Raw genomic sequence first — 24,026 nt, 5'->3', positions numbered from 1 at the left:
GACACCTCTGATTCCGACACCGGCCCGCCGCCTCAGCCCGGGCGCCTGGCGGCCGTGACGATGATCTCCACCAGCAGATCGGGCGAAGCCAGCCTGGCCTCGCAGGTCGCGCGCGTCGGCAGCGCATCGGCCGGCGCCCATTCGGCCCATACCTGGTTCATGCCGGCGAAATCGCGCTCGATGTCCTTAAGCCAGATCTGCACCGACAGCAGACGCGTCTTGTCCGTATCGGCCCGCGCCAGATAGCCGTCGATCCTGGCCAGCACGTCGCGCGTCTGCGCGACGATGCCGCCCTCCGCGGAAGAGGTCACGCCCGCCACGTACACGGTGTCGCCGTGAATCACGATGCGGCTCAGGCGCTCATTGGAATCCTTGCGCACGATATCGGTCATGGGTGCTGCTCCTTGGGAATGGATGCCAGCGCGGTCGTGGCGCCGGCGAAACGGTCAATGGCGAACGGTGCGATGGGCAGGTCGGTCGCGCCCGTGGTAATCAGGTCGGCCATGATGCGGCCGACGATCGGACCCAACTCGAAGCCATGCGCGGAAAAGCCGAAGGCATGAAAGGCGCTATCGTACCGGCGGCTGCGCCCGATCACGGGGATCTCGTCGGGCATGGCGGCCTCGATGCCGGCCCAGCCGCGATTCACCACCGCGTGGCGCATATGCGGAAACAGGTCGCACACCGTGCGCGCGCCCTCGGCCAGCGAATGAAAATCCAGTTCGGTCCATTCCGCATCGCGGTCGACCCAGGCGCGGCGGCCGCCGCCGATCAGCACGGTGCCGTTGGCGCGCTGCTTGAACGACAGCGGCCGGCCGGTGCCCAGCACCACCGCATCCAGGAAATGGTCCATGCGCAGCGTGACCAGCATCATCGGGCTGATGGCGGTCAGCGGCACCGGCTCGCCCCATTCGGCGGCGATGCGGTCGGCCCAGGCGCCGGCGCAGTTGAGTACCCGCGGCGCGGTGTACACGCCGGCGTCGGTCTCGATCCGCCACTGTCCCTGCTCATGCGCGGTGCGCAGCACGCGCACGCCTTCCAGGAAGCGTGCGCCCAGGCTGGCGGCCTTGCGGCGGAACGCCAGGGTGGTGCGGTAGGGATCGGCCGCCGCGTCCTCGCGCGCGATTAGTCCGCCGTGCACCGTGGGCGCCAGCGCGGGGATCATCGCCAGCAGTTCGTCGCGGTCTATCCATTGTTCATGGGTGTAGCCATGCGCCTGCATCGTCGCCAGGCGTTCGCGCAGCGCCGCGGCGTCGGCCTCGTTCTCGGCCACGCGCACCTGCCCGTGCTGTTCGAAGCCGCAGTCGTCGTCGACCAGCTCGCCGATGCGATACCAAAGCTCGCGCGAGGCCAGCGCCAGCGGCACCTCGGCCAGATGCCGCGCCAGCGTGCGCACGCCGCCCGCATTCACGCCCGAAGCATGGCGGCCGACGTAGTTCTTCTCGATTACCAGCGCCGGCACACCGGCACGCGCCAGGTGCAGCGCCGCCGAACTGCCGTGCAGGCCGCCGCCGATGATGACGACGGCGGCCGAACGCGAAGCGTCCGTCATGGCGGCCTCCTACTTCTTCAGGCGCACCACCGCCTGGCGGGACTCGTCGGTCTGCGGCAGCGACGCCAACTCGCCCAGCGTCAGCGGCTTGGTCGGGAAACGCAGGCGGTAATAGCCTACTTCCGGCACCGGCACGCTGCGTTCCTCGGCGATGATCTCCGATACCGTCAGGCCGCAGAAGCGGCCCTGGCACGGCCCCATGCCGCAGCGCAGGAAGGCCTTCATCTGGTTCGGACCGCTGCAACCCAGCTTGACGGTGTCGCGCACCTGCGCCGCCGTCACTTCCTCGCAGCGGCAGACGATGGTGTCTCCGGTGGGACGACGGAAGGTTTCCGGGGCCTTGTACAGGACGTCGAAGAACTCGCGTCCGCGCACCGCCCGCGCCAGCGCGGCGCGCGGCGCGGCGGCTTCGCTGTCGCGCCGTGCCGTGTCGATGCGGCCGAGCAGATGCGCCGCCTGCAACGCCGCCAGCCGGCCGCGCTGCTCGGCCGCCAGCGCGCCGGCGATGCCGGCGCCGTCGCCCGCCATGCCGACGCCGTCCACCGAGGTCAGGCCCCACTCATCCACGTCCGGTTCCCAGCAGTCCAGCGCCGTGTTCCAGCGGTGCTCGGCGCCGATGGCGCGCGACAGGTTGACGTTCGGCACAACGCCCTGGTGCAGCATCAGTTGCTGCGCGGGTAGCGTCCTGGTTTCTCCCGCCGCGGTGGTGTAGCGCACGCTTTCCAGCTTGTCCTGGCCCTGCGCTTCCAGCGCCGTCACGCCCTTGACGATGGGTATCGCCGCCTTGACTGCGCGCAACAGCGACAGCCCCTTGCCCAGGTAGGGCGAACGCAGGAAGTCCCACACCTTCGGCAAGGCCTGGCGCAGGCGGCCAGGCGGTGTGGTTTCGAGCAGCGCGTCGACTTTCACGCCGGCGTTCAGGTACTGCCACGCCACCAGGTACAGCAGCGGGCCACAGCCCGCCAGCACGGTACGGTCGGCCGGCACCACACCCGCCGACTTCAACAGGATCTGCGCCGCGCCGGCGGTGATGACGCCCGGCAACGTCCAGCCCGGAATCGGGAAGGGACGTTCCTGCGCGCCGGTGGCCAGCAGCAGGCGCCGCGCATGCACGATGCGCGCCTCGCCCGCCACCGAATATGCCACCTCGAAGCCGAGCGCCGGCTCGGGCGCGGTACGCTCGGCCACCGCCCACACGGTCGCGCCCGGCACATAGTGCGCGCCCGACTGCCTGAAGGGCTCGACCAGCGAGGCGCCGTGCCAGTAGTCCCGGCCCAGCACGGCGCGGTCGGTGACCGGCGTGGTGGTGATGGCGCGGTAGATCTGCCCACCCGGCGCGGGCTGTTCATCCAGCAATACCGTGTCCACGCCCAGCCGCGCGGCCGTCGTGGCCGCGGCCAGCCCGGCGGGACCGGCGCCCACCACCAGCAAATCGCATTGCGTCGTCTCGATCATGCCCGCACCTTGCGCGCGCCCAGCTGGCGCTCGATCTTCATGCCTTCGCGCACGGCCGTCATGCAGCCCTGCTGGTTGGCCTGGCCATCGATGGTGACCAGGCAGTCGTAGCACACGCCCATCATGCAATAGGGCCCGCGCGGCACCTCGCCCACCGCGGTATCTCGACAGGCCTGCATGCCGCCGGCGAACAATGCCGCGGCCACGCTGTCGCCGGCGCGGCATTGCAACTCGGCGCCATTGACCGTCACCCGCACCGGCGCGCCTTGCGCCTGGCGCTGCGCTTCGTCAAGCCTCTTGAACATGAAACCTCCGGGTCGAGAATGGCGCCATGTCGTCGGCCAATTGGCCGGCGGCGATCATGGGCGCCAGTTTGAGCGCGTGCGCGGCGGCCAGGGTAACGCCGCTGTGGCAGGTGGCGACGAAAGCGCCGGGGCACGTCTCGGATTGTTGATAGATGGGAAAACCGTCCTTGGACATCACCCGCAGCGCGGCCCAGCTGCGCACCACCCGCACCTCGCGCAAGGCGGGCAGCGTGCGCACGGCGCGGTCGGCCAGCGTGCCCAGGATCGGCAGGCCTACCTGGTTGTCCACATAGCCGGCCTCTTCCTGCGAATCGCCGATCAGCCAGGTGCCCTCATCGGTCTGGCGCAACGTGGAAAGCGGCGTTTCCAGCAGGCGGCGGGTGCGCTCCAGCACCACGATCTGGCCGCGCTGCGGCCGCACCGGCACCGCCAGGCCGACCTGCTCGCCCAGCGCCTTGTTCGACAGGCCGCTGGCCAGCACCAACTTGCGCGCGCGCACCGTGCCGGACGGGGTGGTGACCTCGAACACGCCGTCGCGCTGCCGGATCTGCTGCGCCGGGCGGCGCGGCAGGTAATCCACGGCCCGCTGGGCAAAGCTCATGTGCAGCGCGCGCAGCAGCTTGAGCGGATTGGCGATGCCGTCCACCGGCGTCCAGCTGGCGCCGCGCACCTCCGGACCGATGCCAGGCATCATGTCGGCCAGCTCGTGGCGATCCAGCAGCTTCCAGTCGTACTGCGCCATGCCGGGCTGCGCCAGCAGCGTGCGCATGAAGATGGCGCGCGCTTCCATTTCCTCGTCGCTCAAGAGCACGTGCAGGCCGCCGCGCTGCTCCAGGTGCAAGTCCACGCCGGTCTGGTCCTGCAGCTCGGCCGCCAGTTGCGGCCAGGCGGTTGCCGACGCCATGGTCCACACGCCGTAGCGCGGCAGCCCCATGCCCTTGCTCTGCACCCATATCAGGCCGAAATTGCCGCGCGAGGCACGGTAGGCGACGTCGCCCTCGTCCAGCACCGCGACGTGGTCCAGTTCGCGCCGCAGCCCGTAGGCCAAGGCCGAGCCGACCAGGCCGCCGCCGATCACCACGGCGTCGTAGATGCCGCGATGCGCCGGCGCGCGCGGCGCGCTTTGTTGTGTTTCGTCCGTCATTAACGTCCCTTTCCGACAAACAGCTTTTCCAGGCCCACCGCGCGGTCCAGGATGAAAATGGCGATGATGGTCACGTAGATCAGCACCGCCGACACGGCCGTCACCAAGGGATCGATGGTGTCCTCGATGTGCAGGAAGATGCGCACCGGCAGCGTGGTGGTGGACGGCGAGGCGATGAAGATGGACATGGTCAGCTCGTCGAAGCTGGTGATGAAGGCGATCACCCAGCCGCTCACCACGCCCGGCAGCAGCAGCGGCAGCACCACGCGCCGGAAAGCGGTCCAGTTCGACGCGCCCAGCGACTGCGCCGCGCGTTCCAGCGCGGGGTCTATGCCGGTGGCTGACGCCAGCACCAGCCGCAGCGCATAGGGCATCACCAGGATCACGTGCGCCACCACCAGCCCGACATAGGTGCCGGCCAGGTCCACGGTGGTGAAGAACTTCAGGAAGGCCAGCCCCAGCACGACGTGCGGAATCATCAGCGGCGACAGGAAGAAGGCCAGCAAGGCTTCGCGGCCGGCGAAGCGGTTGCGCGCCAGCGCCAGCGCGCTGGGGACCGCCAGCCCGATCGCCAGCGTGGCCGACAGCGTGCCCAGCCCCAGGCTGAACCAGAACGCCTCGATGAAGCGCGGGTTGTCGAGGATGGCGCGGAACCAGCGCAGCGACAGCCCGCCGCTGGGCAGCGAGATGAAGCCTTCGGACGTGAACGCCACCGCGCACACCATCACGATGGGCGCCAGGATGAACAGGATGAAAAGCGTATGGAACAGCAGGCCGATGGGGCCGTTGCGGAAGTTCATGTCAGGCTCCCGACGGATTGAAGACCGCGCCATAACGGCGCTCGATCAGCCGGTTGGCCGACAACAGCACCACCACGGTCGCCACCAGCAGCACCACCGCCAGGGCCGCGCCGAGCGGCCAGTTCAGCGTATTCAGGAATTCGTCGTAGGCGGCGGTGGCCACGTTCTTCAGGCGCCGGCCACCGATGATGGCGGGCGTGGCGAAGGAACTGGCGGCCAGCGCGAACACCATGATCGAGCCCGACAGGATGCCGGGCATGACCTGCGGCACGATCACGCGCCGGATCACGGTGAACTGGCTCGCGCCCAGCGACAGCGCGGCGGCCTCGGTCGACGGATTGATCCGCTGCAATGACGCCCACACCGAGATCACCATGAACGGCACCAGCACATGCGTGAGCGCGATGCCCACGCCCAGATTGCTGTACATCAGGTCGATCGGCGTCGAGGCCAGGCCGATGCCCATCAGCGTCTTGTTGATGAGGCCGGTGGAGCCGAACAGCAAGGCCCAGCCCAGCGTGCGCACCACCACCGAGATCAGCAGCGGCCCCAGCACCACCATCAGGAACAGGCCCTTCCAAGGATTGGCCATGCGCGACAGCACATAGGCTTCGGCCGTGCCCAGCACCAGGCAGGCCAGCGTCACCAGCGCCGCCACGCCGAAAGTACGGGCATAGATTTCGTAGTAATAGCCGTCGCCCAGGATCTCGATGTAGTTCTTCCAGGTGAAAGTGGCCTGTATGCCGCCATAGAACTGGAAGTCGAAGAAGCTGATAAGGAATACCAGCGCCATCGGCACCACCAGGAAGGTGGCGTAGAGCGCCAGCGCCGGCCCGCTCAGCAGCCAGGGGTTGGTGCGCGCGCTCATTGAGCGGCCTCCTGCCCGGCCACCGCGCACATGTCTTGCGCGCGCCAGCGCAGATGCACGGTCTCGCCCTCGGCGGGCACCGGCACGCCGTCGTTCTGGCGGATCACCAGCACCTCGCCGACAGAGGTGTCCACCTGGCATAGCCAGTGATTGCCCTGGAACACGCGCGTCTTCATGCGGCCGGGCAGCGCACAAGCCCCGGCCTCGGTGAACAGGATCTTTTCCGGCCGCACGATTACCGCGCCCTGCGGAAGCGGCCGGCCTTCCATGGCGATATGGGCCTCGCCGATGCGCGCCCGCATCTCGCCCGCATAGGGCTGCGCCGTGGGCGTGAAAATGTTGGCCTTGCCCAGGAACCCGCCGACAAAGCGGCTCGACGGTGCCTCATAGGCCGCGAAAGGCTCTGCCACCTGCTCGACCCGGCCCTGGTTCATCACCACGATACGGTCGGATAGCGCCAGGGCCTCGGACTGATCGTGAGTGACCAGGATGGTGGTGGTGCCGACGGTGCGCTGGATACTGCGCAGCTCCAGCTGCATTTCCTCGCGCAGCTTGGCGTCCAGGTTCGACAGCGGTTCGTCCAGCAGCAGCACGCTGGGGCGGATGACCAGCGCGCGCGCCAGCGCCACGCGCTGCTGCTGGCCGCCCGACATGCGCGCCGGATGGCGGTCGGCCAGGTGCGACAGGCCCACCAGCTTGAGCGTCTCGGCCACCCGCGTCCGCCGCTCCTCCTTGCCGACGCGCTGCATCTCCAGGCCGAACGACACGTTCTCCGCCGCCGTCATGTGCGGAAACAGCGCGTAGTTCTGAAACACCATGCCCAGGCCGCGCTTGTTGGCCGGGATGCGGCTGACGTCCTTGCCGTCCAGCACGATGCTGCCGCCGCTGGGTTCGACGAATCCGGCGATCATCTGCAGGGTCGTGGTCTTGCCGCAGCCCGACGGTCCCAGCAGCGAGATGAACTCGCCGCGTTCGACCGACAGGCTCAGATCCTCGACTGCCGTCAGGTCGCCGTAGCGCTTGGACAGGCGGTTCAATACGAGATAGCTCATGGATACTCCCGCTGGCGGCGCGCCCGCGCCGCCGTTGCCTCATCGCTCGATTTCACGCGTCCAGCGCTTGTTCCAGTCGTCGCGGTTCTGGTTGACGGTGTCCCAGTCGATCACGATCAGGTCGGCGGCGCGCTTGCCGATCGGCAGCGGCACGCGCGGATCGTCGACCACCTTGGCCTGCTTGTTCACCGGGCCATAGCCATAGGCATTGGCCAGCCGCTCCTGCACCTTAGGGCTGACCAGGTAGTTGACGAAGGCCTGCGCCAGCGGACTGGCGTTGGGCTTGGCCACCGGGCACACCGACGACAGCAGGGCATAGGCCCCTTCCCGCGGATAAACGAAGCCCACCGGGAAGCCGGTGTCGGCGAAGGACTTGACGCGGCCGCTGCCCCACACCGCGATGTTGGCCTGGCCGCTGGAGAACAGCTCGGTCATCTTGCCGGGCGAGGGCTCGTACACCAGCACGTTGGGGCCGATCTCGTCCTTGAAGGTCTTGAATCCGGGATCGATCTTCTTCTCGCCGCCGCCGCCTTCGCGGGCGTATTCCACCAGCGCGTGCAGGCCGTAGGTGTTGTTCAGCGGCGGCACCACCAACTGCTTCTTGTACTTGGGATCCTTCAGATCCTTCCACGAGGTGGGCGCGGCCCACTTGCGCTCGTCGAAGACCTTCTTGTTGTACATGATGCCGGTGGCGACGATGCCGATGGCCACGGCCTTGTCGTCCTTGTAGCGCGCGGTGCCGTACAGGTCGTCGACCGGCAGGCCCTGGATCGGCGCGCAGAAGCCGAGCGCGATGGCCTGGTACATCGGACCGTCGTCGATGATGGCGACGTCGATCTGCTGATTGCTTTTCTGCGCCTGCAGCCGCGCCACCGTGTTGGTGGAGTTGCCGGCCACGTAGTCCAGCTCGACGCCATGCTGCTTGGCGAAGGGTGGAAAGATGTCCTGGCGCATGATGTCTTCGAACGAGCCGCCGTAGCCGGCGACCACCAGTTTCTGCTGCGCCTGCGCGTTGGCGCATACACCGATGGCCACCGTGGCCGCCGTCAGGACTGCGAGTACCTTGCCCATGAAAACCCCCGGTTATTGGAAGAGAACTGCAAGAACTGCCGATGCCGCCTGAATCCGGGGATGGACTCTCCGCAAAAAAATTGCGGACCCGCTTGCCCCGCGACCTCATGTCCGCCGTACAATTTGTCCGTACATGAATGTCCGGACAAATAATGAATGCGCGGAGACGGCCTTGTCAATCGGTTATTGTCCGGACAAACCCCGATAGAACGAGAAAAGGAAGACCCATGATCCGATCCTCCGAAGGCGCGGCCGAGGCGCGCGAGGCCCGTGGCCAGGCCACGGGGCCGGACGACGAGGCTGGCGGCCCGCGCTACAAAAGCATCTACCAGCAGCTGGCGCGCGACATCGGCAGCGGCCGCTATCCGGTCATGACGCTGCTGCCGACCGAACATGAACTATGCGAGCAATTCGGCGCCAGCCGCCACACCATCCGCGAGGCCATCCGCATGTTGACGGTGGCGGGCATGGTGTCGCGTCGCCCGGGCGTGGGCACGCGCGTGGAGACCGCCCACGCCAGCACCCGGTTCACGCAGCGCATCTCGCAATTCCCCGACCTGCTGCAATACGCGCGCAACGCCGCGCTGCTGGTCCAGGATGTACGCACGGTCAAGCTGGCCAAGCGGCTGGCCGAAACACTGGGCGCCGAACCCGGCCAGTCGTGGCTGCACATCAACTCCATCAAGACGCTGGACGACCAGGACACGCCGGTCGCGTGCACGCTGATCTACGCCGATCCGGCGCATTCCGACCTGCGCGCCGACATCCAGCCGCGTATCTCGCTGCTTCGGTTGATCGAGGACCACTTCGGCCACCGCATCCACGAGGTCAACCAGGAGTTCTCGGCCACGCCCATCGCCGCGCCCATCGCCCGGCAACTGCACGTGGAACCGCGGACGGCGGGCTTCGTCATTACCCGCCGCTACTACGGCAGCGGCGGCGTGCTCCTGCTGGCCACCATCACCACCTTTCCCCACGACAAGATGAAGTACTCGATGTCGCTGAACGTGGCGTAGCCGACACATCGCAGCCGGTCAGTCCGGCCGGATACCGTGATACGCCGCCAGCAGTAACTGATGTATGGCGTCCCGCTGGCCCGCGTCGATCTGGCGCGGATTCCAGTAAGGCGCCTGCACGGCCAAATCCGCCGCATGCGCCAGGTCGGCTTCCGCGATGCCGCCCAATACCTTCAAGGCCACCGGCGCGCCGTTGTCCCGGGCCAGATCGAACAAGGCCGCGGCGGCGCTGGACGCCCCTTGCGTGCCCAGCGCGCGTTCGATGCGCGCCATGGCCGGCCGGGCGAAGGGCGCATTGAACGCGATGGCCTGCGGAAGGATCACGGTATGGACTTCCGCGTGCGGCAGATTGAACGTCCCGCCCAAGGTGTGGCACAGCTTGTGGTGCAGCGCCATGCCTACATTGCCCAACACGGTGCCGCACAGCCAGGCGCCGTACAGCGCGTCGGCGCGCGCATCGGCATCCGTGGGCTGGCGCCGCAGGACGGGCATCGCCCCGGCCAGGGCACGTATGCCTTCTTCGGCCATCATCGCCATGATGGGATTGCCATCCTTCGCGTACAGCCCTTCCGCGGCGTGCGCGATGGCGTTCATGCCGCTGGTGATGCTTAGCGCGACCGGCAGGCGCAACGTCAAGTCGGGGTCGTAAATGACCGTACGGGGAAGCACGCGCGGGTCCTTGCCCGTTTTCTTGACACCCCCTTCCGTCATGCCGTAGATGGGCGTCATCTCGCTGCCGGCGTATGTGGTGGGGATGGCCAGGATGGGCAGGTCCAGCTCTAGCGCGATCGCCTTGGCGAGGCCCACGGTGGAGCCGCCGCCCATGGCGACGAGGCAGTCCGCGCCCAGCCGGCGCGCCTCGGCGCGCGCCTCCGACACGAGCGCCATCGGCACATGCATGACCGCGCGCGGGAATATACCCGCGGCGCGCCGGTCCAGGCGTTGCGCGATGGCCTGCGCCGGGCCCTGCTGGCCCGGCGTGGACAGCACCACGACGCGTTCCGCCCCCAGAAGTTCGACCTCCTGCTCCAGGGATTCAAGCGCGCCGCTGCCGAAAACCACCCTGCCCGGCTGGCTGTTGTAGATGAATGCTTTCACATCGCCCCCATCGCGACTGGAGCCAATACGAAGTCGTATTCCACCAGATACGTCCCATCGGCCTGGGCTTTCCAGTCGGCGATCAGGGACTGCCTGACGCCGAACACCGCATCCGAATCCAGGTATGCATCGTCGCCGCGAAAAACATGGGTGATCAGCGTTTCGTAGCCGGGCGCCTCGATCATGAAATGCAGGTGCGCCGGACGCCAGGGATGTCGTCCCGTGGCATCGAGCAGCTCGCCCACCGGTCCGTCGTGCGGAATCGCATAGGGCACCGCCAGGATGGAGCGGAAGTGATAGCGGCCCTGTGCATCGGCATGCAGTACGCCACGGGCCTGCGCGTGGTCGATGTCGGCATACTGAACGTCGTAGCGGCCGTCCTGGTCGGATTGCCATACATCCATGCGCGCGTTCGGCACCGGCGATCCATCCGGCCCCCTGACCGTGCCGCGAACCAGGCAGGGGATCCCGCGCGCGCCGTTGGCGATATCGGCGCCCAGCTCGTACTTGGGGGCCCCTTGCACATGGAACGGACCGAAGACGGTCGACTCCGTGCATTGGGCCGGCTTGTCGTTGTTCATGGCGACGGTCAGCATGGACAGGCCCAGCACATCGGAGAGCAGGATGAACTCCTGCCGTTTGTCGTCCGTGATATGCCCGCATCGGGTCAGAAATGCGATGCCTTTGAACCATTCGTCCTCGGTCAGTCGCACCTCCCGCGCGAAATCGTGCAGATGCCGGACCAGGCTGTCCATGATCTGCTTCATGCGGGGATTAGCCGTTTGCCCCTGAGATTCCAGGACAGCCTCGGTAATGGTTTCGTGATTCAGATTGCGCAAGATAGTTTCCTTCAAGCCGCCCCGGCCCGGTACGGGCCGCGGGAGGTCGACCAGAACGTCGACGGCTCGCCCAGGGCCCCGTTGACGGATCCTGCGAATATAGCCATTTCACGCGGGTAATACGATCAGCGGCCTTTCCCCACATAGGGAATGGCGTGATCGATGGTGTCCCAGATGAAGCGGCCGGAGGGCTCCTGCTGTTCTTCGGCGATATGGGAAACCAGCCCCGCCGCACGCGATATGACGGCGAAGCCCCGCATCAATGCGGTCGGCACGCCGATTTCGCCCAGCAACGCAGCCACGGCGCCCGTCGCGTTAATGGTGATGTGCCGCCCGTGGATGTCGTCGACGACGCGCGCCAGCAGGCGCAGCGCGCGCAGCCAGTGCCCCGGCAGCTCTGCCTCGGCCTCGCCCAAGGCCAGCAGCTTCAGCGCGCGGGGATCGTCCGGCTTGTGCAGGTGATGGCCGAAGCCGGGCAGATGGGCGCGGGATTCGCGATACCCGAGGACGATATCGCGCGCCTCGGCCTCCGGATCGGCGGCATCGACCAGGCGCCCCAGCAGGCCGGCGCAGTTTTCCATGGTGCCAACGAACTGGCTGCCCACGGCGAGCAAGCCCGCGGACACGGCGCCCTGCAGGTTCTCCGGCGCGCTCATGTAGACCAGCCGCGTGGCGATCGCGCTGGGTGTCAGGCCGTGCTCCATCAGGGTGATCAGCACGGCGTCGACCACCCGCAGGTCCGTCGGGCGCGCCGCGCGTCCCATGATCTGCATGAACATGACTTCGGTGAAGGTCTTGTGGCCGATCAGTTCCTCGACCAGATCGGCATCGCGATAATGCATGCCGGTCAGGGAATGGGTGCACAGGCGGGTGACTGGAGCATTCATGGTTGGTTTCCTTTACGGGGCAGTCGGATTGCGTCGCGGACGGCTTCAGTGTCCGGTACCGGCAACGGCGGAGGCCTCGCGCAACACTTGCTCGCGCACGGCGGTTTTCAGTACCTTGCCTACCGGCGAGCGCGGCAGGCTGTCGTAGAAATGGACGTACTTCGGGGCCTGGACCGGCCCCAGCAGGGCGCGCACGTGCGCCCTGAGCGCATCGGCGCTGGCCGTACGGCCGGCGTGCAACTGCACGGCGGCATGCACCGCCTCGCCCCATTTTTCGTGCGGCAAGCCGAACACCGCGCTTTCGTAGACGGCCGGATGATTGGCCAGCGCGTTCTCCACGTCGATGGGATAGACATTGAAGCCGCCGGTGATGATGACGTCGCGCAGGCGGTCCTTGATGTGCAGGAAGCCCTCCGGATCGAGCATGCCCACGTCGCCGGTATGCAGCCATCCGTCCACGATGGTCTCGGCCGTCTTCTCCGGCAGCCGCCAATAGCCGCTCATGACGAGATCGCCGCGCACGACGATCTCGCCCGCCTGTCCATCGGGCAGCAGCGTACCGTCCGGCGCCATGATGGCCAGCTCCGAGAACCAGGTCACGCGCCCCACCGCGCCGCGCCGGTGCGGCCCATCGAAATCGCGCGGCCGCATGGCGGTGACGATCTGCGGCGCTTCCGTCTGCCCGTAGGTCGTACCGACCACCGGCCCGAAGAAAGCCTGGACCTCTGCCAGCTTGTCCACCGGCATGGGCGCGCCGCCGTAGATCAAGGCGCGCAAGGCCGGGAAATCGGCACGGCTGACGCCTTCCTGCGCCATCAGCATGTAGATCAGCGTGGGCGGCATGAACGACAGCGTGCCGCCGCGCTCGCGAAAGGCCTGCGTGATGGTGTCCGGGTTAATGGTGTCCAGCAGCAGATGCGTCCCGCCCTGCGCGAGCACCGGCAACAGGTAGGTCGACGTGCCGTGGGTGACCGGCGCGGCGACGACATAGCGGTCGTCCTCGGTCAGCTCCCAGTTGGCGATCTGGTTCACGATCAAGGCGTTCCAGGCGCGATAGGGCTGCATGACACCCTTCGGCATGCCGGTGGTTCCGCCGGTGAACTTGATGGCCTGCGTGTCGTCGCGCGAGAGAGCGTGACGCACGGGAACGCCGCCCGCGTGGCGCGCCAGCAGATCCGCCAGCGTGCCCGGGCCGCTGCCGTCCAACCGGATGCCGACGGCATCGTGGGCGGCCAGCGCGGGCTCCAGCAGCGGCGCGCCGGTATCGTCCATGATCAGGATGTCGGGCTCGGTGGCCTGGACGATGCGGGCCAGCTCCGGCGCGGTGCTGCGGGTGTTCAGGGGTACCCAGGTCTTGCCGGCGGCGAGCACCGCCAACAGGGCCACGATGTGCCCGGCGGTGTTGCCCGCGCCGATGCAGACGCGGCTGGAGGGACGCGGGTCGGCCGCCTGCAGGGCGCATGCCAGGGCATCGACCTCGGCACGCAGGCGGGAATAGCGATAGGTAGCGCCCGGGCTGTCCAGGGCGATACGGTCGGGATGCCGACGCGCGGCGCGGTAGAAAAAATCGATCGGGTACACACCTGCTCCCTGGGCGCGGTTGATGCGGTGAACGCGCCGCGTCCGGCGCCATGGCCACGGCACGCATGGCCCCTGCGGACGGGTTCAATCCGCCTTCAGGTCGGCCGCCTTGATGACCTTGGCCCACTTGGCGATCTCGCTGTCTATCCACATGGCGTACGTCCGCGGGGTATTGGGCTGCGACGGCGCGACGAAGCCGCCGTGCTCGTAGGCCTCGCGCATGGCGGGACTGGCCAGGGCGCGATTGATCGCGGCATTCAGTTTGTCGACGATGGGCCGCGGCGTGCCGGCCGGCGCCATCAGCCCGAACCACGACTGTACGGAGAAGTCCTTCAACCCGGCCTCCGCCAGCGTGGGCACGTCCGGCGCCAGCGATACGCGGGCCGGCGAGGTCACGCCGAGCGCCCGCAGCTTGCCGGCACGCACCTGCGGCAGCGACGAAGGCAGGTTGTCGAACATGGAATCCACCTGCCCGCCGAGCAGGTCCGCCACGGCCGGTCCGCTGCCGCGGTACGGCACGTGCAGGATGTCCGTTCCCGTTTGCTGCTTGAACAACTCGCAGGACAGATGAATCGACGAGCCGGCCCCGGACGAGGCGCAGCTCAGTTTGCCGGGATGCGCTTTCGCATAGGCGATGTATTGCTGCACGGAAGTCACGGGAAGTCGGGGATTGACGACCAGGATATTGGGTACCGTCGCCAGCATCCCGATCGGCGCGAAATCCCTGACGAAGTCGTAGTTCAGCTTGCGAAAAAGCGTGGTGTTGATGGTGTTGGCGATAGAGCCGACATACAGGGTGTAGCCATCCGGCGCGGCGCGCGCCACGACTTCCGCGCCGATGTTGCTGCTGGCGCCGGTCTTGTTCTCGACGACAAAAGACCGGCCGAGCTCCTCGGACAGCGACTTGGCAATCAGCCTGGCGACGATATCGGTGGCGCCGCCGGCGGCATAGCCGACGACCAGCGTCACGGGCCGTTCGGGATAGGCATCGGCATTTGCATTCGTGTTGGCGCCGCCACTGGGGGCGGGGTTGGCGTTGCCGGCCAGGCCGAGGGCTGCCGCCAGCGCGGTGGCGGCCGCCAGGCCCCGCAGGAAGCGGGACGAAACGGTATGCATAGTTGTCTCCTGGTTTTATGTTTTGTCTATATTTTGGACATCTGTTTGTCCTGACGCAGGCGCATATTCCGGATATATTCGCCGTCTGACAAACGAATGTGTCCAAAAAATGAACAAACTGGAATCCGCTCCAACAGCCGGCCCCCGCACGCTGCGCCGTGGCCTGCTGGTGCTGGATGCCCTGCGGCGGGCCGGTCCCGGCGGACTGTCCATCATGGAGGTCGCGCGGGCCACGGGCATTCAGCGCCCTACCGTCTATCGCTTCCTGGACGTGCTGGTCGAAGAAGGCTGCGCATCGCGCTGCGCGGATACGCGGCGCTACAGCGTGACGCAGACCTGGGCTGCCCCCGTGGATACGCATGCCGCGGCCATGGCGCGGCTCAAGCCCGCCCTGCGTCGCATCAGCGACGAGACGGGGGACGCCGCGTTTCTCGTATGCCGCTCCGGCGGCGATTCGCTATGCCTGCACCGCGAGGTCGGCAGCTATCCCGTGCAGGTTCTGGTGGTAACGGTAGGGCACCGCCAGCCCCTGGGCGTGGGCGCGGCAGGCCTGGCGCTGCTGGCCGCGCTGCCCGAGCAGGAATCCAGGGCCATCATCCATGAAAACCGCAATGCCCTGCCGGCGTATGGCGGAATGTCGCCGACCCAGATGCAGCGGCTGGTGGCCAACACCCGCGGGCGCGGTTGGTCGGTGGTGGGCAATGCCGCGGTGCCGGGCGTCGTGGGCGTGGGCGCCGCCTTGCTCGATGCGCGTGGCTATCCTGTGCTTGCGGTAAGCGTTTCCAGCACCGTGGACAGGATGTCGTCATCGCGCCAGAAGCAGGTGGCCGGCATCATCCGGCGCGAACTGGACGCCGCCGCGCCGGCGTACTGATCTTCCCCTTCGCGGCCGCTTGACCAAGGTCAAGGTACCCTGGAACAACGCAGGCTTCGCCACCTTTCGGTCGTCCACCGGCCATGCCGGAGGACCAAGCCCCGCTGAGCGTCAAGCGGCGCGCGGCAGATATCGCGGACCGGGCGTACGATGGCCGAACTGTTGCGACAGCTGTTTGCGCATGGCCTCGTAGGCATCCCATGCCGCGCCGTCCTGCAGCGGCGGGATGGTGACCACTTCCCCGGCATCCAGACCTGCCAGCGCGGCGTCGACCATGCTTTCCGTCGACATCACGATCTCGTTCGGCAGCTCGCTATGCGGCAGGCCCGCATTGCCCCAGAAATCCGTGGCGGTGGCCCCCGGCAGGACGGCCTGCACGCGCAGGCCCTTCGCGCCGAGTTCGTGCTGCAGCGATTGCGTCAGGGCCAGGACGAAGGCCTTGGTGCCGCCATAGACACCGTTCAGGATCTCCGGCCCGATGGCGACGATCGAGGCGATATTGACGATGGTGCCGCCGCCCTGCTTGATGAAAGCGGGTACGGCCGCGTAGGTCAGGCGCGTCAGCGCTGTCACGTTGATGTCGATCATCCCGGTCATCGTCGCGACATCGCTGTCGAGCAGCGGCTTGACGGCGCCGAAGCCGGCATTGTTCACCAGCATGTGGATCCCACCCTTCGCCAACAATGCCTCGACCTGCGCGGAATCGCCTTTGTCGGCCAGGTCGGCCTGGAGCAGCGAGACGCTTCGGCCGGTGCCCGTGCGGATACGCTCGGCGACGGCGGCCAGCCGGTCCATGTTGCGGGCGACCAGGACGAGGTCATAGCCGCGCCGCGCCAGGCGATCGGCGTAAACGGCACCTATACCCGAAGAGGCACCGGTGATCAGGGCAGTCTGTGCGGCCATGTTGAATACTTTCCAGGATGAATAGAGAGACGACCATTGTGCCGACAAGCCGGAACCCGCTTCTGACAAAGAAACGGCATTTCAGGACATCGCCTTCCGCGGCCTCCTCCCGGCGCGCCCCGGTTCGGGGTTCCGTACAGCGACAAAGCGGAGATGGCCCGGAAGTAGCAGGGAACCGGCCAATAGCACCTGTGTCACAACGGCTATTTTTCGGTCCCTGGGAAGGGGCTCGAATCGGGAGCAGCCGTCTTGTCCGTTGTGAATGCCCTGGCCTCGGCCAGGAATAATCCTTCGTCTCCTCCAATCTACCCACGATCGCCAAAGGCGCCCGATCTCGCCCTGACCGGGATCGCCGCCGCGACGGCAAAAGAGGCGCTGGCCCTGGGCCGCCCGGCGGCGGCGATGGCTGACCGGCTTGCCAAGGCAGACGCGCGATCCGGCGATACGCCAGCCAACGCCGACGCCCGCCGGGAAATGGCGGCCAGCCTGACCGCCGCTTTCGTCGAACACGCACGCGTCAGGCTCGGCCTGGCCGCCGAAGACGACGCGGCCCGTGTCATCGCCGCCTTTTTCGCCGCTTCCCCCAAGCCCGATACCAACGCCGCCGGACGATGGCTGGAACACGACGCGGACTTGATGCTTTGCCTGGCCCGCGCATGCCGGCTTTTCGCCCACGAGCCTGCCGCCGCGGACCTCGGCCCCGGCCAGCGGCGCCTGCTGGCCAACGGTCTCGCGCTCGCGCTGACCGACTCCATCGACTGGCCGGCGGCATTGAACGCGGATGCCGCCGACGGCACCGCCGTGTTCTACGACGGCCTTACCCTGCGCAATGCCAACAAGCTGTCCATCGAGGACGCAGCAGCGGCAATCGAAGCCCGCATCGGAAAGACCCTGGCCGCCTCCGCCGCCACGCGGGGGTTCGCGCCCATCGTTGCGCAGCTGCGCGTCGCCTTGATCGGCGATCCGACGCTCAGCTTCGAACCGCTGTCGCCATCGCCGCGCTACGGTAGCCGCGACTGGGTAAAGCTGTGGATCGGCATCCAGGCATGCGCGGCAGCCGGCGTGGACGCCACCGCCATGACGGCCGCGCAGGTCAGCGCATTCGGCCAGGCCATCGATATCGACTCAGCCCAGCAGAACCACCGCAACACGGCGCCTCCCCCGCTGGCGCAGGATCAGGCGGAAACAGGGCAGCGCCCCCCGCTCCCGCAGGGGGAGGCGGCGCACCCCGTCCCGCTGCCATCCCAGATCGGCCTGCTACTGATGGCGCACGCCGCCGGCCAGGTGGATCTGATGCAGCTGCGCGAAGGAGAGCAGGCCGCAATCGCGGAAAAAGTCCAAGCCTTTGCCGCCGACGAGTTCCGCACCGAACTGGCGCTGGGCGAGGCCATCGACCGCTTGCTGGCCCTGGATCCCCCGCCCAGCGCACGCGGCATCGCGGAGGACGCGCTCAGGGACCAGGGCCTGGATCCCATGGCCATCGTCATCGAAGAGCCCATCTCCTCCAAGGGCAGGCGCGAGAGCCATAAGCTGCATGAGTTCTATGTGAAGTTCAACGACCTGGCAGAGATCGAACCCAACCGGTTCAACCGCAAGCTGATCGCAAAAACGAGCCGCGACGCGCCCCTGTACAAGGATCTCTACGAGCGGAAATTCGATGCCTATATCGCCGATTACCTGGACGCCCACAAGAAAATGCTGGGCCTTATGCTGGACACGGCGGCCAGGGATGGCTTCCAGTCCGGCGACAGTGAGGCGTCCGTTTCCATCCACCGCGCCCGCATCACGTCGCACCCCGGCGCTCAGGCCCACGGTTTCTTCGTCACCTGCACGGATGCCCAGCGCCCGTACCGATACTTTGTCTCGCCCGGCGGAACCATCGAAACAATCCCGGACCAGGTGGACCATCAGGATTGGCTGGTACAGAACCGCCATAGCGCGTTAACCCAGGAGGACCTGAACGGAATAAAGCGCGCCTCCGGTTCAGACATGGCGTTCTCCTGCGTGCTGGAGCAAACGTTCTCCGGCGAAGCCAGCCGCATCGGCGATGCCGTCGATGCGCATTTCCGGCCCGGCTTGCTGGAGCTCAAAAAACACAGCACGCCCATCCAGGACGGCATCAGCAAAGCGGACCGCGTGCTGGAGACCATCGTGCCGTTCTACGGCACCTACACGTCCATGAAGCGAGGCGAATATGCATCGGCATACATCTCGTTCGTGACCGGGGTCTTCGCGTTGATACCTACGGCCTTTGCCGCCAGCAAACTGGTCGGCGTCAGCAGGAAAGCCCTGGTCGGGGGGATTCGGGTCGCACTCGGCTCGCTCGCGGGACACGGCCCCGTCAACAGCGCGGGGCTGGGTTTCAGGCACGCCGGCGCCCATCTGCCTTCGATGGGGCTGCATGCCATGCATACCGCCGGAACGCTACTCGACACGCTGTGCCCGGTGCCTGTCGGCACACGCTCGTTCGGCGAGCTGTTCGCCCGCGCTTACCGGCACTTGAAGCCGACGACGCTGCGCCGGATCGCCGACGCGCCCGGGCAGCTATTCTCCGGCCGCACCCGCACGACCGCGCCGCCCACGGCGTCTCCCACGACCTTCACGCTACTGCCCGGGACGGGAGCGCGGCCGCCGGTGCCCGTCGCGCCTGGCGGACAGGGCATCCCCATCGCCGGCAACGCCCAGCCGCCGTTCGTCAAGGCCGCGGACGCGGAGGGTGGCACACGATGGCTGCGCCGCGTCGGCAGCGCCTATGCCCAATTCGACCCGCACCGCTTGCACCCGGTAGGACCTGTTCTCGTGCGCGGACGCAAGGGCGCGCTCACCCCCTCGCTCCACGTAACCGAACTGGCGCATCATGCGGTTTCCGACCCCGCCACGCTCAGCATGCTGGCGCGCGCGCGGGTATCCGCCCAGGGCACGGTCACGCTCGACGACAGGATCTTCGCGCCCATCGCCGGCGCCTATATCGAAATCGCGCCGCGTACGCCCACGCCGGTGGGAGAACCGCCGGCGTGGTACCCGGTCCCCGCCGTTGCACGCGCGGCGAGCGATGCGGCCGAGGACATGCCAACGCTGTTGACCTATCATCCAGGCCAAGGGGGCTGGATCGACCTGGCCCATCGCGCGCGTGACGTGGCACTGCCCCCCGGCGTTCTCGACCGCTACCGGGTCGCGGACGCCGGCTTACGGGAAGCGCTTGCAAGGGCCCGGGTGTCCGGGGACGGCACCATCATGCTGGGCGCCAGGCGCTACGCACCCATTCATGGCGACTATCTCGAACTGGTGGCCGACCATGCGGCCAGCACGCCGGAACGGCCGGTCTGGCGCATTGCCGGCGCGCCCCTGAGCGGCACCCGCAACGGCACGCCCAGGCTCGCCTGGGACAAGGACCTGCGCGTCTGGCGCGAACCGCGCCGCATTCCCGCGCTTCGCGGCGGCGGCGCACTGCACAGCGCGCCCGCCGGCGCGAAGGTCAATCCGATCAAGCGCGTCATTGTCGATGAGGACACCATGAAGAGTATGGCCGAACGCATCGTGATGCAGCACGACGGCGGCGTGGGCCTCATCCCGATACGCCTGAAGAATACAGAGACCGTCCACGAATCGGAAAGAGTGCTGCGGGAAGCCACGGATCTGACCCGCTATCCCTGGTGGGAAGAAGAATTCGACGACTACCTGGGCATCATGGTGCTCGATCTGGAGAAATCCGCCTACGCCAAGGTCGATCCCCGCCTGGCCGACGCGGCGGACGCCGGGCGCTTCAAGCGCGAGATCGAAGAGGACATGCGAACCTTCCTGACGGACCTTTATGCCAGATCCGAAACGTTCCGCGGCCTGGTCAACAACGCCAAGGCCAAGGGGAGACTGAAGAAAGACCGCGCATGGACGATCCATATCTCCTTGCCTGCCACGCTGAAGAACGGAAAAGCGATCCTTGCCGACGAGCCGCTGGTCGCTGGCGCGATGATCCCGGGTTCCATCGATACCGGGGTAAAGAAGATCGTCGTGCCCGAGGTCAAATCGCCGCCGTTCTTCAGTACCGGCCAGGTGCTGAACCAGGAACGAAAGGTCACGCTGGGCATCATCGTCGATGGTGGAAAACACGCGCCGCAACAGGCTCCCTCGTGCATCGTCCATGAGTTCATGCACTTCCTGACGCTGAAGGACGATCCGGCCGAGACCTGGGACCGCGGCGCCGTCGAATACCTGGCGCAGCGCATCCTGAAGGAAGCCGGCTACTCGCAACCCCGCCGGCTGACCTACACGACGCCTATCGATGGGAACAAGGCATTCGAGTACGGCAAGACCCAGGTGGAAAGACTGCATCGGTACGTCGACGCGCAGGACGAATATCTGAAGGCGCGCTTTCCGATGCCGGACCCTCCGACGGACGCCTGGAACCCGTCCCAAGGGAACGAGCGGTGGGGGAAGGTCGATACCACGACGGCCGGCGATTTTTTCCCGTCGCACTGAAGGCTCGGCTGCGCGGCCATGTCGACGTGCCTGGTCGCGGTTCGCGCGTCGCGCGGGAAATCCCGCAGCATAAAAAAGGCGCCAGTTTTACTATAAGTACATGACTTTCAACATCTGACGCAGATCGCCGGCCTGTAATTGGCAAGCAGGAACGGGCGTCGCCGAAGTCGTCGGCAAACTACTACCGCGGTAACACATTGCATGTCGATGCCAACGCCCTTTCTGCAGTAACTCAACGCATTTGCGGCGACGTCCCTTTCGCAGACGTGCAACTTACCAGCTGACCCTGAGTGGACGCCGTCGTCCCCCAAGGGTTCTCGGGTCGAATCGCCTCACGCCCGGGTGAAGGCCAGCACAGTAAACCGGTCTTATAACGCAGGAGCCAATCACGTCTGTTTCGCAGCATGAATCAGAATCGATCTGTGCTCACAGCAGATTATTCCCACAGCAATCACCACACTTCCCGGGGCTCTCTCTTTGTCCCAACAGCGCCGCCATGCCGCAACCAAACGCTCCGTCAGCCTTCCCGATTCCGCAGCGGCCCGCAGCTGCGGAATCGGCTTTTAACGCGGGATGGAGAAACCGAACCATGATGACCAAAGAAATCATCCAGCACTTGGAACAAGTCCAGCGCAATGCAGCAGAAGAGGAGAAGACTGTTGAAGAGATTTCACAATCTGAACTCGATCAGATCTGCGGCGCCGGAGGTGTAGGAGGATTTGCAAACGCGAGTTGGCCGAAGTCCTTTTAATCGTCCCATGGCCATTCCTTGAAGCGCCTCCATGGGTCCGACGAGGCCCATGGCAATCATTCACGGAGAGCACGCAAGGATGCATTACATCGAGATAATCCTAAAGGTTGCAGAAAGGTGCAATCTAAATTGCACGTACTGTTATTTCTTCAACAAAGAAAACAAAGACTTTGAAGATCACCCCGCGCTAATCTCACCGGACACGGTTCGTCAACTCGTCCAGTTTCTACGGACGTCCTCTCACGAGATCTCCGAGACGGTCTTCCAAATCGATATCCACGGCGGGGAACCGCTATTACTGGGACCGAGGCGTTTCTCCGAGATGGTGTCGATCATCGAGAACGGTCTGCAGGACGCAAAGGAAGTCCGCTTCACCGTGCAAACCAATGCGGTTCTGATAAACGACGCTTGGCTCGACGTCTTCTCGCGTCATAAGGTTTTTGTCGGAGTCAGCGTGGATGGCCCCAAAGATCGGCACGACGCGAATCGAATTGACCGGCGCGGCCGCGGAACATTCGACAGCATGGTACCGAAGATCGCCGCACTGAAGCAGGCAACTTCTGAAGCACGTATACCGGGCTTCGGTTCCATCAGTGTGGTGAGCCCAGAGTCGAATGGGCGTGCGACCTATACGTGCCTAACCCAGGAACTGGGTTTCTCCAAATTGCAGTTTCTGTTCCCCGACGACACACACGATTCCGCCAACCCTGCAAACGCCGGGCGGTTCATAAGCTTCGTGGACGATTTGTTCGAGTGCTGGGAGGAGGATAACAGCCGTGACGTTCGTATAAAGTTCATCGACCAGACGCTCGTGGCCCTTCTTCAGAATAAACACTATATCCAGCGCGGCCGTCGCGTGAATCCGGCTTTCGAGGGCGTGGTTTTCACCGTATCAAGTGCAGGCGACATAGGCCATGACGACACGCTCCGCAACGTCGCGCCGGAGCTGTTCAAATCCGGCATGAATGTCGCTAACGCGAAGTTCCCAGAGTTTATCGCCTGGCACAACATGGTCTCCGGGATCCTCGTCTCACCTGACCTTCCCGCTCCATGCGCGTCATGCGCCTGGAACAACATCTGTGAGCATGTCACAGGCTCATATACCCCTCTTCACCGCATGAAGAACGGCACTGCAGATCAACCGTCGGTGTATTGCGAAGCCTTGAAAGTCGCTTACCAGAGGGGCGCGGAGTATCTGGCGAAGCGAGGTCACCCCATCCACCAGATCTCGAAGAACCTAAATCCTGCCTAACGGACAATATCGTAATGAAGATCAGCACGATAATTATCTCCTTCTTGACTATGGCGGGGTTGACTTCGACCCTACCGTTGAATGCGAGTGCAGGAAGCTGTTCGACAGGATTGACGACACATGTCGCGCAATTCGAAAGTGCGATTCAATACGACGACGAGCAGAGCAAGTCCAATCCAACCGTCCATGTCATGGTCAACGGCAAGCTTGCGAAGATGATGTTGGATACGGGCGCCAACAAGAATTTGCTATGGGACCCCTCCTTACTCGATGAGACGCCTGGTCCACAGTCTCAAAGCGTTGATTCGCATGTTGCCTCAGCCGACTCCCGGAGCGTTGAGGCGGTACTGGGAGATGGCCGCGGACATGCTCAACGTCAACAGTTCTATCTGCTTGCCAACTCCGTTCTTGCGGCCGACGGTTACTCCGGCATCCTAAGCCCGCAAGCCATCGCTGGCCAAAATGCTGTCGTTATCGATTTCGAAAGAAACTGCTTCTTCACAAGTGCGCCTTTTGACATCGATTCAGTCAAAGAAGTACAGATACGTCGTGGAAAGACTATTCAGAACCCCTACGATGTCATGGCGATCCACGTGGAGCTTGACGGCCGCAACATTCCGCTGCTCGTGGACTCCGGTGCACCCCGTACGACCATCATTGCTTCGCTAATCGCAACCAAGCCGAAGGGACCAGAGAGCCCGAGGATGATGGATGTGTTCGGTGCCGAATTACCGAAAGCCGAGCAGATGCGCCTTGTCGACTTGAAAGTCAATGGGCAAGCCCTTACGGCGCATCCCGTCATCCCGGCGCCAGCGACAAGCAATAAAGGCATCGAGAACTCTGGCTATATTGGCATGGACATCCTCAAGGAGCGGGTCCTCTATTACGACGGAGTACGGCAAGAGTTCGATCTTTTGACTCGACAGCCTATCGTGAAATACACCATTGTTAAACCCGAAACACACACAGACTGACACTGCGACGGC

The 24,026-nt window shown here is 65.6% G+C and carries 21 protein-coding genes; 6 read left to right on the top strand and 15 right to left on the bottom strand.

All coding sequences use genetic code 11. From position 1 onward, the window contains the following. Positions 1–32: 32 nt before the first annotated feature. The 9 genes from CAL28_RS07930 to CAL28_RS07890 are packed head-to-tail and all read right to left on the bottom strand — an operon-like array spanning position 33 to position 8,247. Entirely contained in the window at positions 33–392 is a 360-nt protein-coding gene (locus CAL28_RS07930; RefSeq protein WP_094840904.1) for a RidA family protein, read from the bottom strand. Beyond that, the gene (locus CAL28_RS07925) at positions 389–1,552 is read right to left on the bottom strand and encodes an NAD(P)/FAD-dependent oxidoreductase (protein ID WP_094840903.1); all 1,164 of its coding nucleotides are present in this window, start codon (positions 1,550–1,552) and stop codon (positions 389–391) included. Before CAL28_RS07925 ends, CAL28_RS07930 begins: the two co-directional genes overlap by 4 nt. 9 nt (positions 1,553–1,561) lie before the next feature. Further along, positions 1,562–3,007: an NAD(P)/FAD-dependent oxidoreductase gene (locus CAL28_RS07920; RefSeq protein WP_094840902.1), complete on the bottom strand. Its 1,446-nt coding sequence runs from the start codon at positions 3,005–3,007 to the stop codon at positions 1,562–1,564. Beyond that, a complete protein-coding gene (locus tag CAL28_RS07915) occupies positions 3,004–3,312 on the bottom strand; it encodes a (2Fe-2S)-binding protein (protein WP_094840901.1) in 309 nt (102 codons plus the stop codon). The genes CAL28_RS07920 and CAL28_RS07915 overlap by 4 nt, the downstream gene beginning before the upstream one ends. Continuing rightward, positions 3,296–4,456: an NAD(P)/FAD-dependent oxidoreductase gene (locus CAL28_RS07910; protein ID WP_176463925.1), complete on the bottom strand. Its 1,161-nt coding sequence runs from the start codon at positions 4,454–4,456 to the stop codon at positions 3,296–3,298. The genes CAL28_RS07915 and CAL28_RS07910 overlap by 17 nt, the downstream gene beginning before the upstream one ends. After that, positions 4,456–5,256 carry an ABC transporter permease gene (locus CAL28_RS07905; RefSeq protein ID WP_094840900.1) on the bottom strand — a complete coding sequence of 267 codons (801 nt, stop codon included), beginning with the start codon at positions 5,254–5,256 and terminating at the stop codon, positions 4,456–4,458. The genes CAL28_RS07910 and CAL28_RS07905 overlap by 1 nt, the downstream gene beginning before the upstream one ends. 1 nt (position 5,257) lies before the next feature. Beyond that, positions 5,258–6,124, bottom strand: coding sequence for an ABC transporter permease (locus CAL28_RS07900; RefSeq protein ID WP_094840899.1), 867 nt, complete (start codon positions 6,122–6,124; stop codon positions 5,258–5,260). Then, positions 6,121–7,176 (bottom strand): ABC transporter ATP-binding protein, encoded by a 1,056-nt coding sequence (locus tag CAL28_RS07895; RefSeq protein WP_094840898.1) that lies wholly within the window; start codon positions 7,174–7,176, stop codon positions 6,121–6,123. Before CAL28_RS07895 ends, CAL28_RS07900 begins: the two co-directional genes overlap by 4 nt. Before the next feature lie 39 nt (positions 7,177–7,215). Beyond that, a complete protein-coding gene (locus tag CAL28_RS07890) occupies positions 7,216–8,247 on the bottom strand; it encodes an ABC transporter substrate-binding protein (RefSeq protein WP_094840897.1) in 1,032 nt (343 codons plus the stop codon). A 227-nt stretch (positions 8,248–8,474) separates the two neighbouring features. Between CAL28_RS07890 and CAL28_RS07885 the strand changes: the two genes are divergently transcribed. Beyond that, entirely contained in the window at positions 8,475–9,263 is a 789-nt protein-coding gene (locus CAL28_RS07885) for a GntR family transcriptional regulator (protein WP_094840896.1), read from the top strand. An 18-nt stretch (positions 9,264–9,281) separates the two neighbouring features. On the opposite strand, the gene CAL28_RS07880 is transcribed toward CAL28_RS07885, so the two are convergent. The 5 genes from CAL28_RS07880 to CAL28_RS07860 form a co-directional block, all read right to left on the bottom strand. Beyond that, positions 9,282–10,361 carry a maleylacetate reductase gene (locus tag CAL28_RS07880; RefSeq protein ID WP_094840895.1) on the bottom strand — a complete coding sequence of 360 codons (1,080 nt, stop codon included), beginning with the start codon at positions 10,359–10,361 and terminating at the stop codon, positions 9,282–9,284. Further along, positions 10,358–11,200 carry an intradiol ring-cleavage dioxygenase gene (locus tag CAL28_RS07875; protein ID WP_094840894.1) on the bottom strand — a complete coding sequence of 281 codons (843 nt, stop codon included), beginning with the start codon at positions 11,198–11,200 and terminating at the stop codon, positions 10,358–10,360. Before CAL28_RS07875 ends, CAL28_RS07880 begins: the two co-directional genes overlap by 4 nt. Before the next feature lie 125 nt (positions 11,201–11,325). Continuing rightward, entirely contained in the window at positions 11,326–12,087 is a 762-nt protein-coding gene (locus CAL28_RS07870; protein WP_094840893.1) for a citryl-CoA lyase, read from the bottom strand. A 45-nt stretch (positions 12,088–12,132) separates the two neighbouring features. After that, positions 12,133–13,668 carry a class I adenylate-forming enzyme family protein gene (locus tag CAL28_RS07865; protein WP_094840892.1) on the bottom strand — a complete coding sequence of 512 codons (1,536 nt, stop codon included), beginning with the start codon at positions 13,666–13,668 and terminating at the stop codon, positions 12,133–12,135. Between the two features lie 84 nt (positions 13,669–13,752). Continuing rightward, complete coding sequence (locus tag CAL28_RS07860; RefSeq protein ID WP_094840891.1) at positions 13,753–14,784, bottom strand: tripartite tricarboxylate transporter substrate binding protein; 1,032 nt, start codon at positions 14,782–14,784, stop codon at positions 13,753–13,755. A gap of 109 nt (positions 14,785–14,893) precedes the next feature. On the opposite strand from CAL28_RS07860, the gene CAL28_RS07855 reads away from it, so the two are divergent. After that, a complete protein-coding gene (locus CAL28_RS07855; protein WP_094840890.1) occupies positions 14,894–15,658 on the top strand; it encodes an IclR family transcriptional regulator in 765 nt (254 codons plus the stop codon). A 111-nt stretch (positions 15,659–15,769) separates the two neighbouring features. On the opposite strand, the gene CAL28_RS07850 is transcribed toward CAL28_RS07855, so the two are convergent. Next, positions 15,770–16,561, bottom strand: coding sequence for an SDR family NAD(P)-dependent oxidoreductase (locus CAL28_RS07850; protein WP_094840889.1), 792 nt, complete (start codon positions 16,559–16,561; stop codon positions 15,770–15,772). 402 nt (positions 16,562–16,963) lie between these two features. Between CAL28_RS07850 and CAL28_RS07845 the strand changes: the two genes are divergently transcribed. The 4 genes from CAL28_RS07845 (at position 16,964) to CAL28_RS07835 (ending at position 24,014) form a co-directional block, all read left to right on the top strand. Beyond that, the gene (locus CAL28_RS07845; protein WP_094840888.1) at positions 16,964–21,037 is read left to right on the top strand and encodes a hypothetical protein; all 4,074 of its coding nucleotides are present in this window, start codon (positions 16,964–16,966) and stop codon (positions 21,035–21,037) included. Positions 21,038–21,626: 589 nt separating this feature from the next. Further along, the gene (locus CAL28_RS29700; RefSeq protein ID WP_176463924.1) at positions 21,627–21,788 is read left to right on the top strand and encodes a hypothetical protein; all 162 of its coding nucleotides are present in this window, start codon (positions 21,627–21,629) and stop codon (positions 21,786–21,788) included. A gap of 79 nt (positions 21,789–21,867) precedes the next feature. Continuing rightward, a complete protein-coding gene (locus tag CAL28_RS07840; RefSeq protein ID WP_176463923.1) occupies positions 21,868–23,040 on the top strand; it encodes a radical SAM protein in 1,173 nt (390 codons plus the stop codon). A 14-nt stretch (positions 23,041–23,054) separates the two neighbouring features. Then, positions 23,055–24,014: an aspartyl protease family protein gene (locus CAL28_RS07835; protein WP_094840886.1), complete on the top strand. Its 960-nt coding sequence runs from the start codon at positions 23,055–23,057 to the stop codon at positions 24,012–24,014. The last annotated feature ends 12 nt before the right edge of the window (positions 24,015–24,026 follow it).

Source organism: Bordetella genomosp. 11, assembly GCF_002261215.1.
Lineage (GTDB): Bacteria > Pseudomonadota > Gammaproteobacteria > Burkholderiales > Burkholderiaceae_B > Bordetella_C.
The sequence above is the reverse complement of the archived record's forward strand: the minus strand, read 5'-3'. Positions and strand labels throughout refer to the sequence as shown.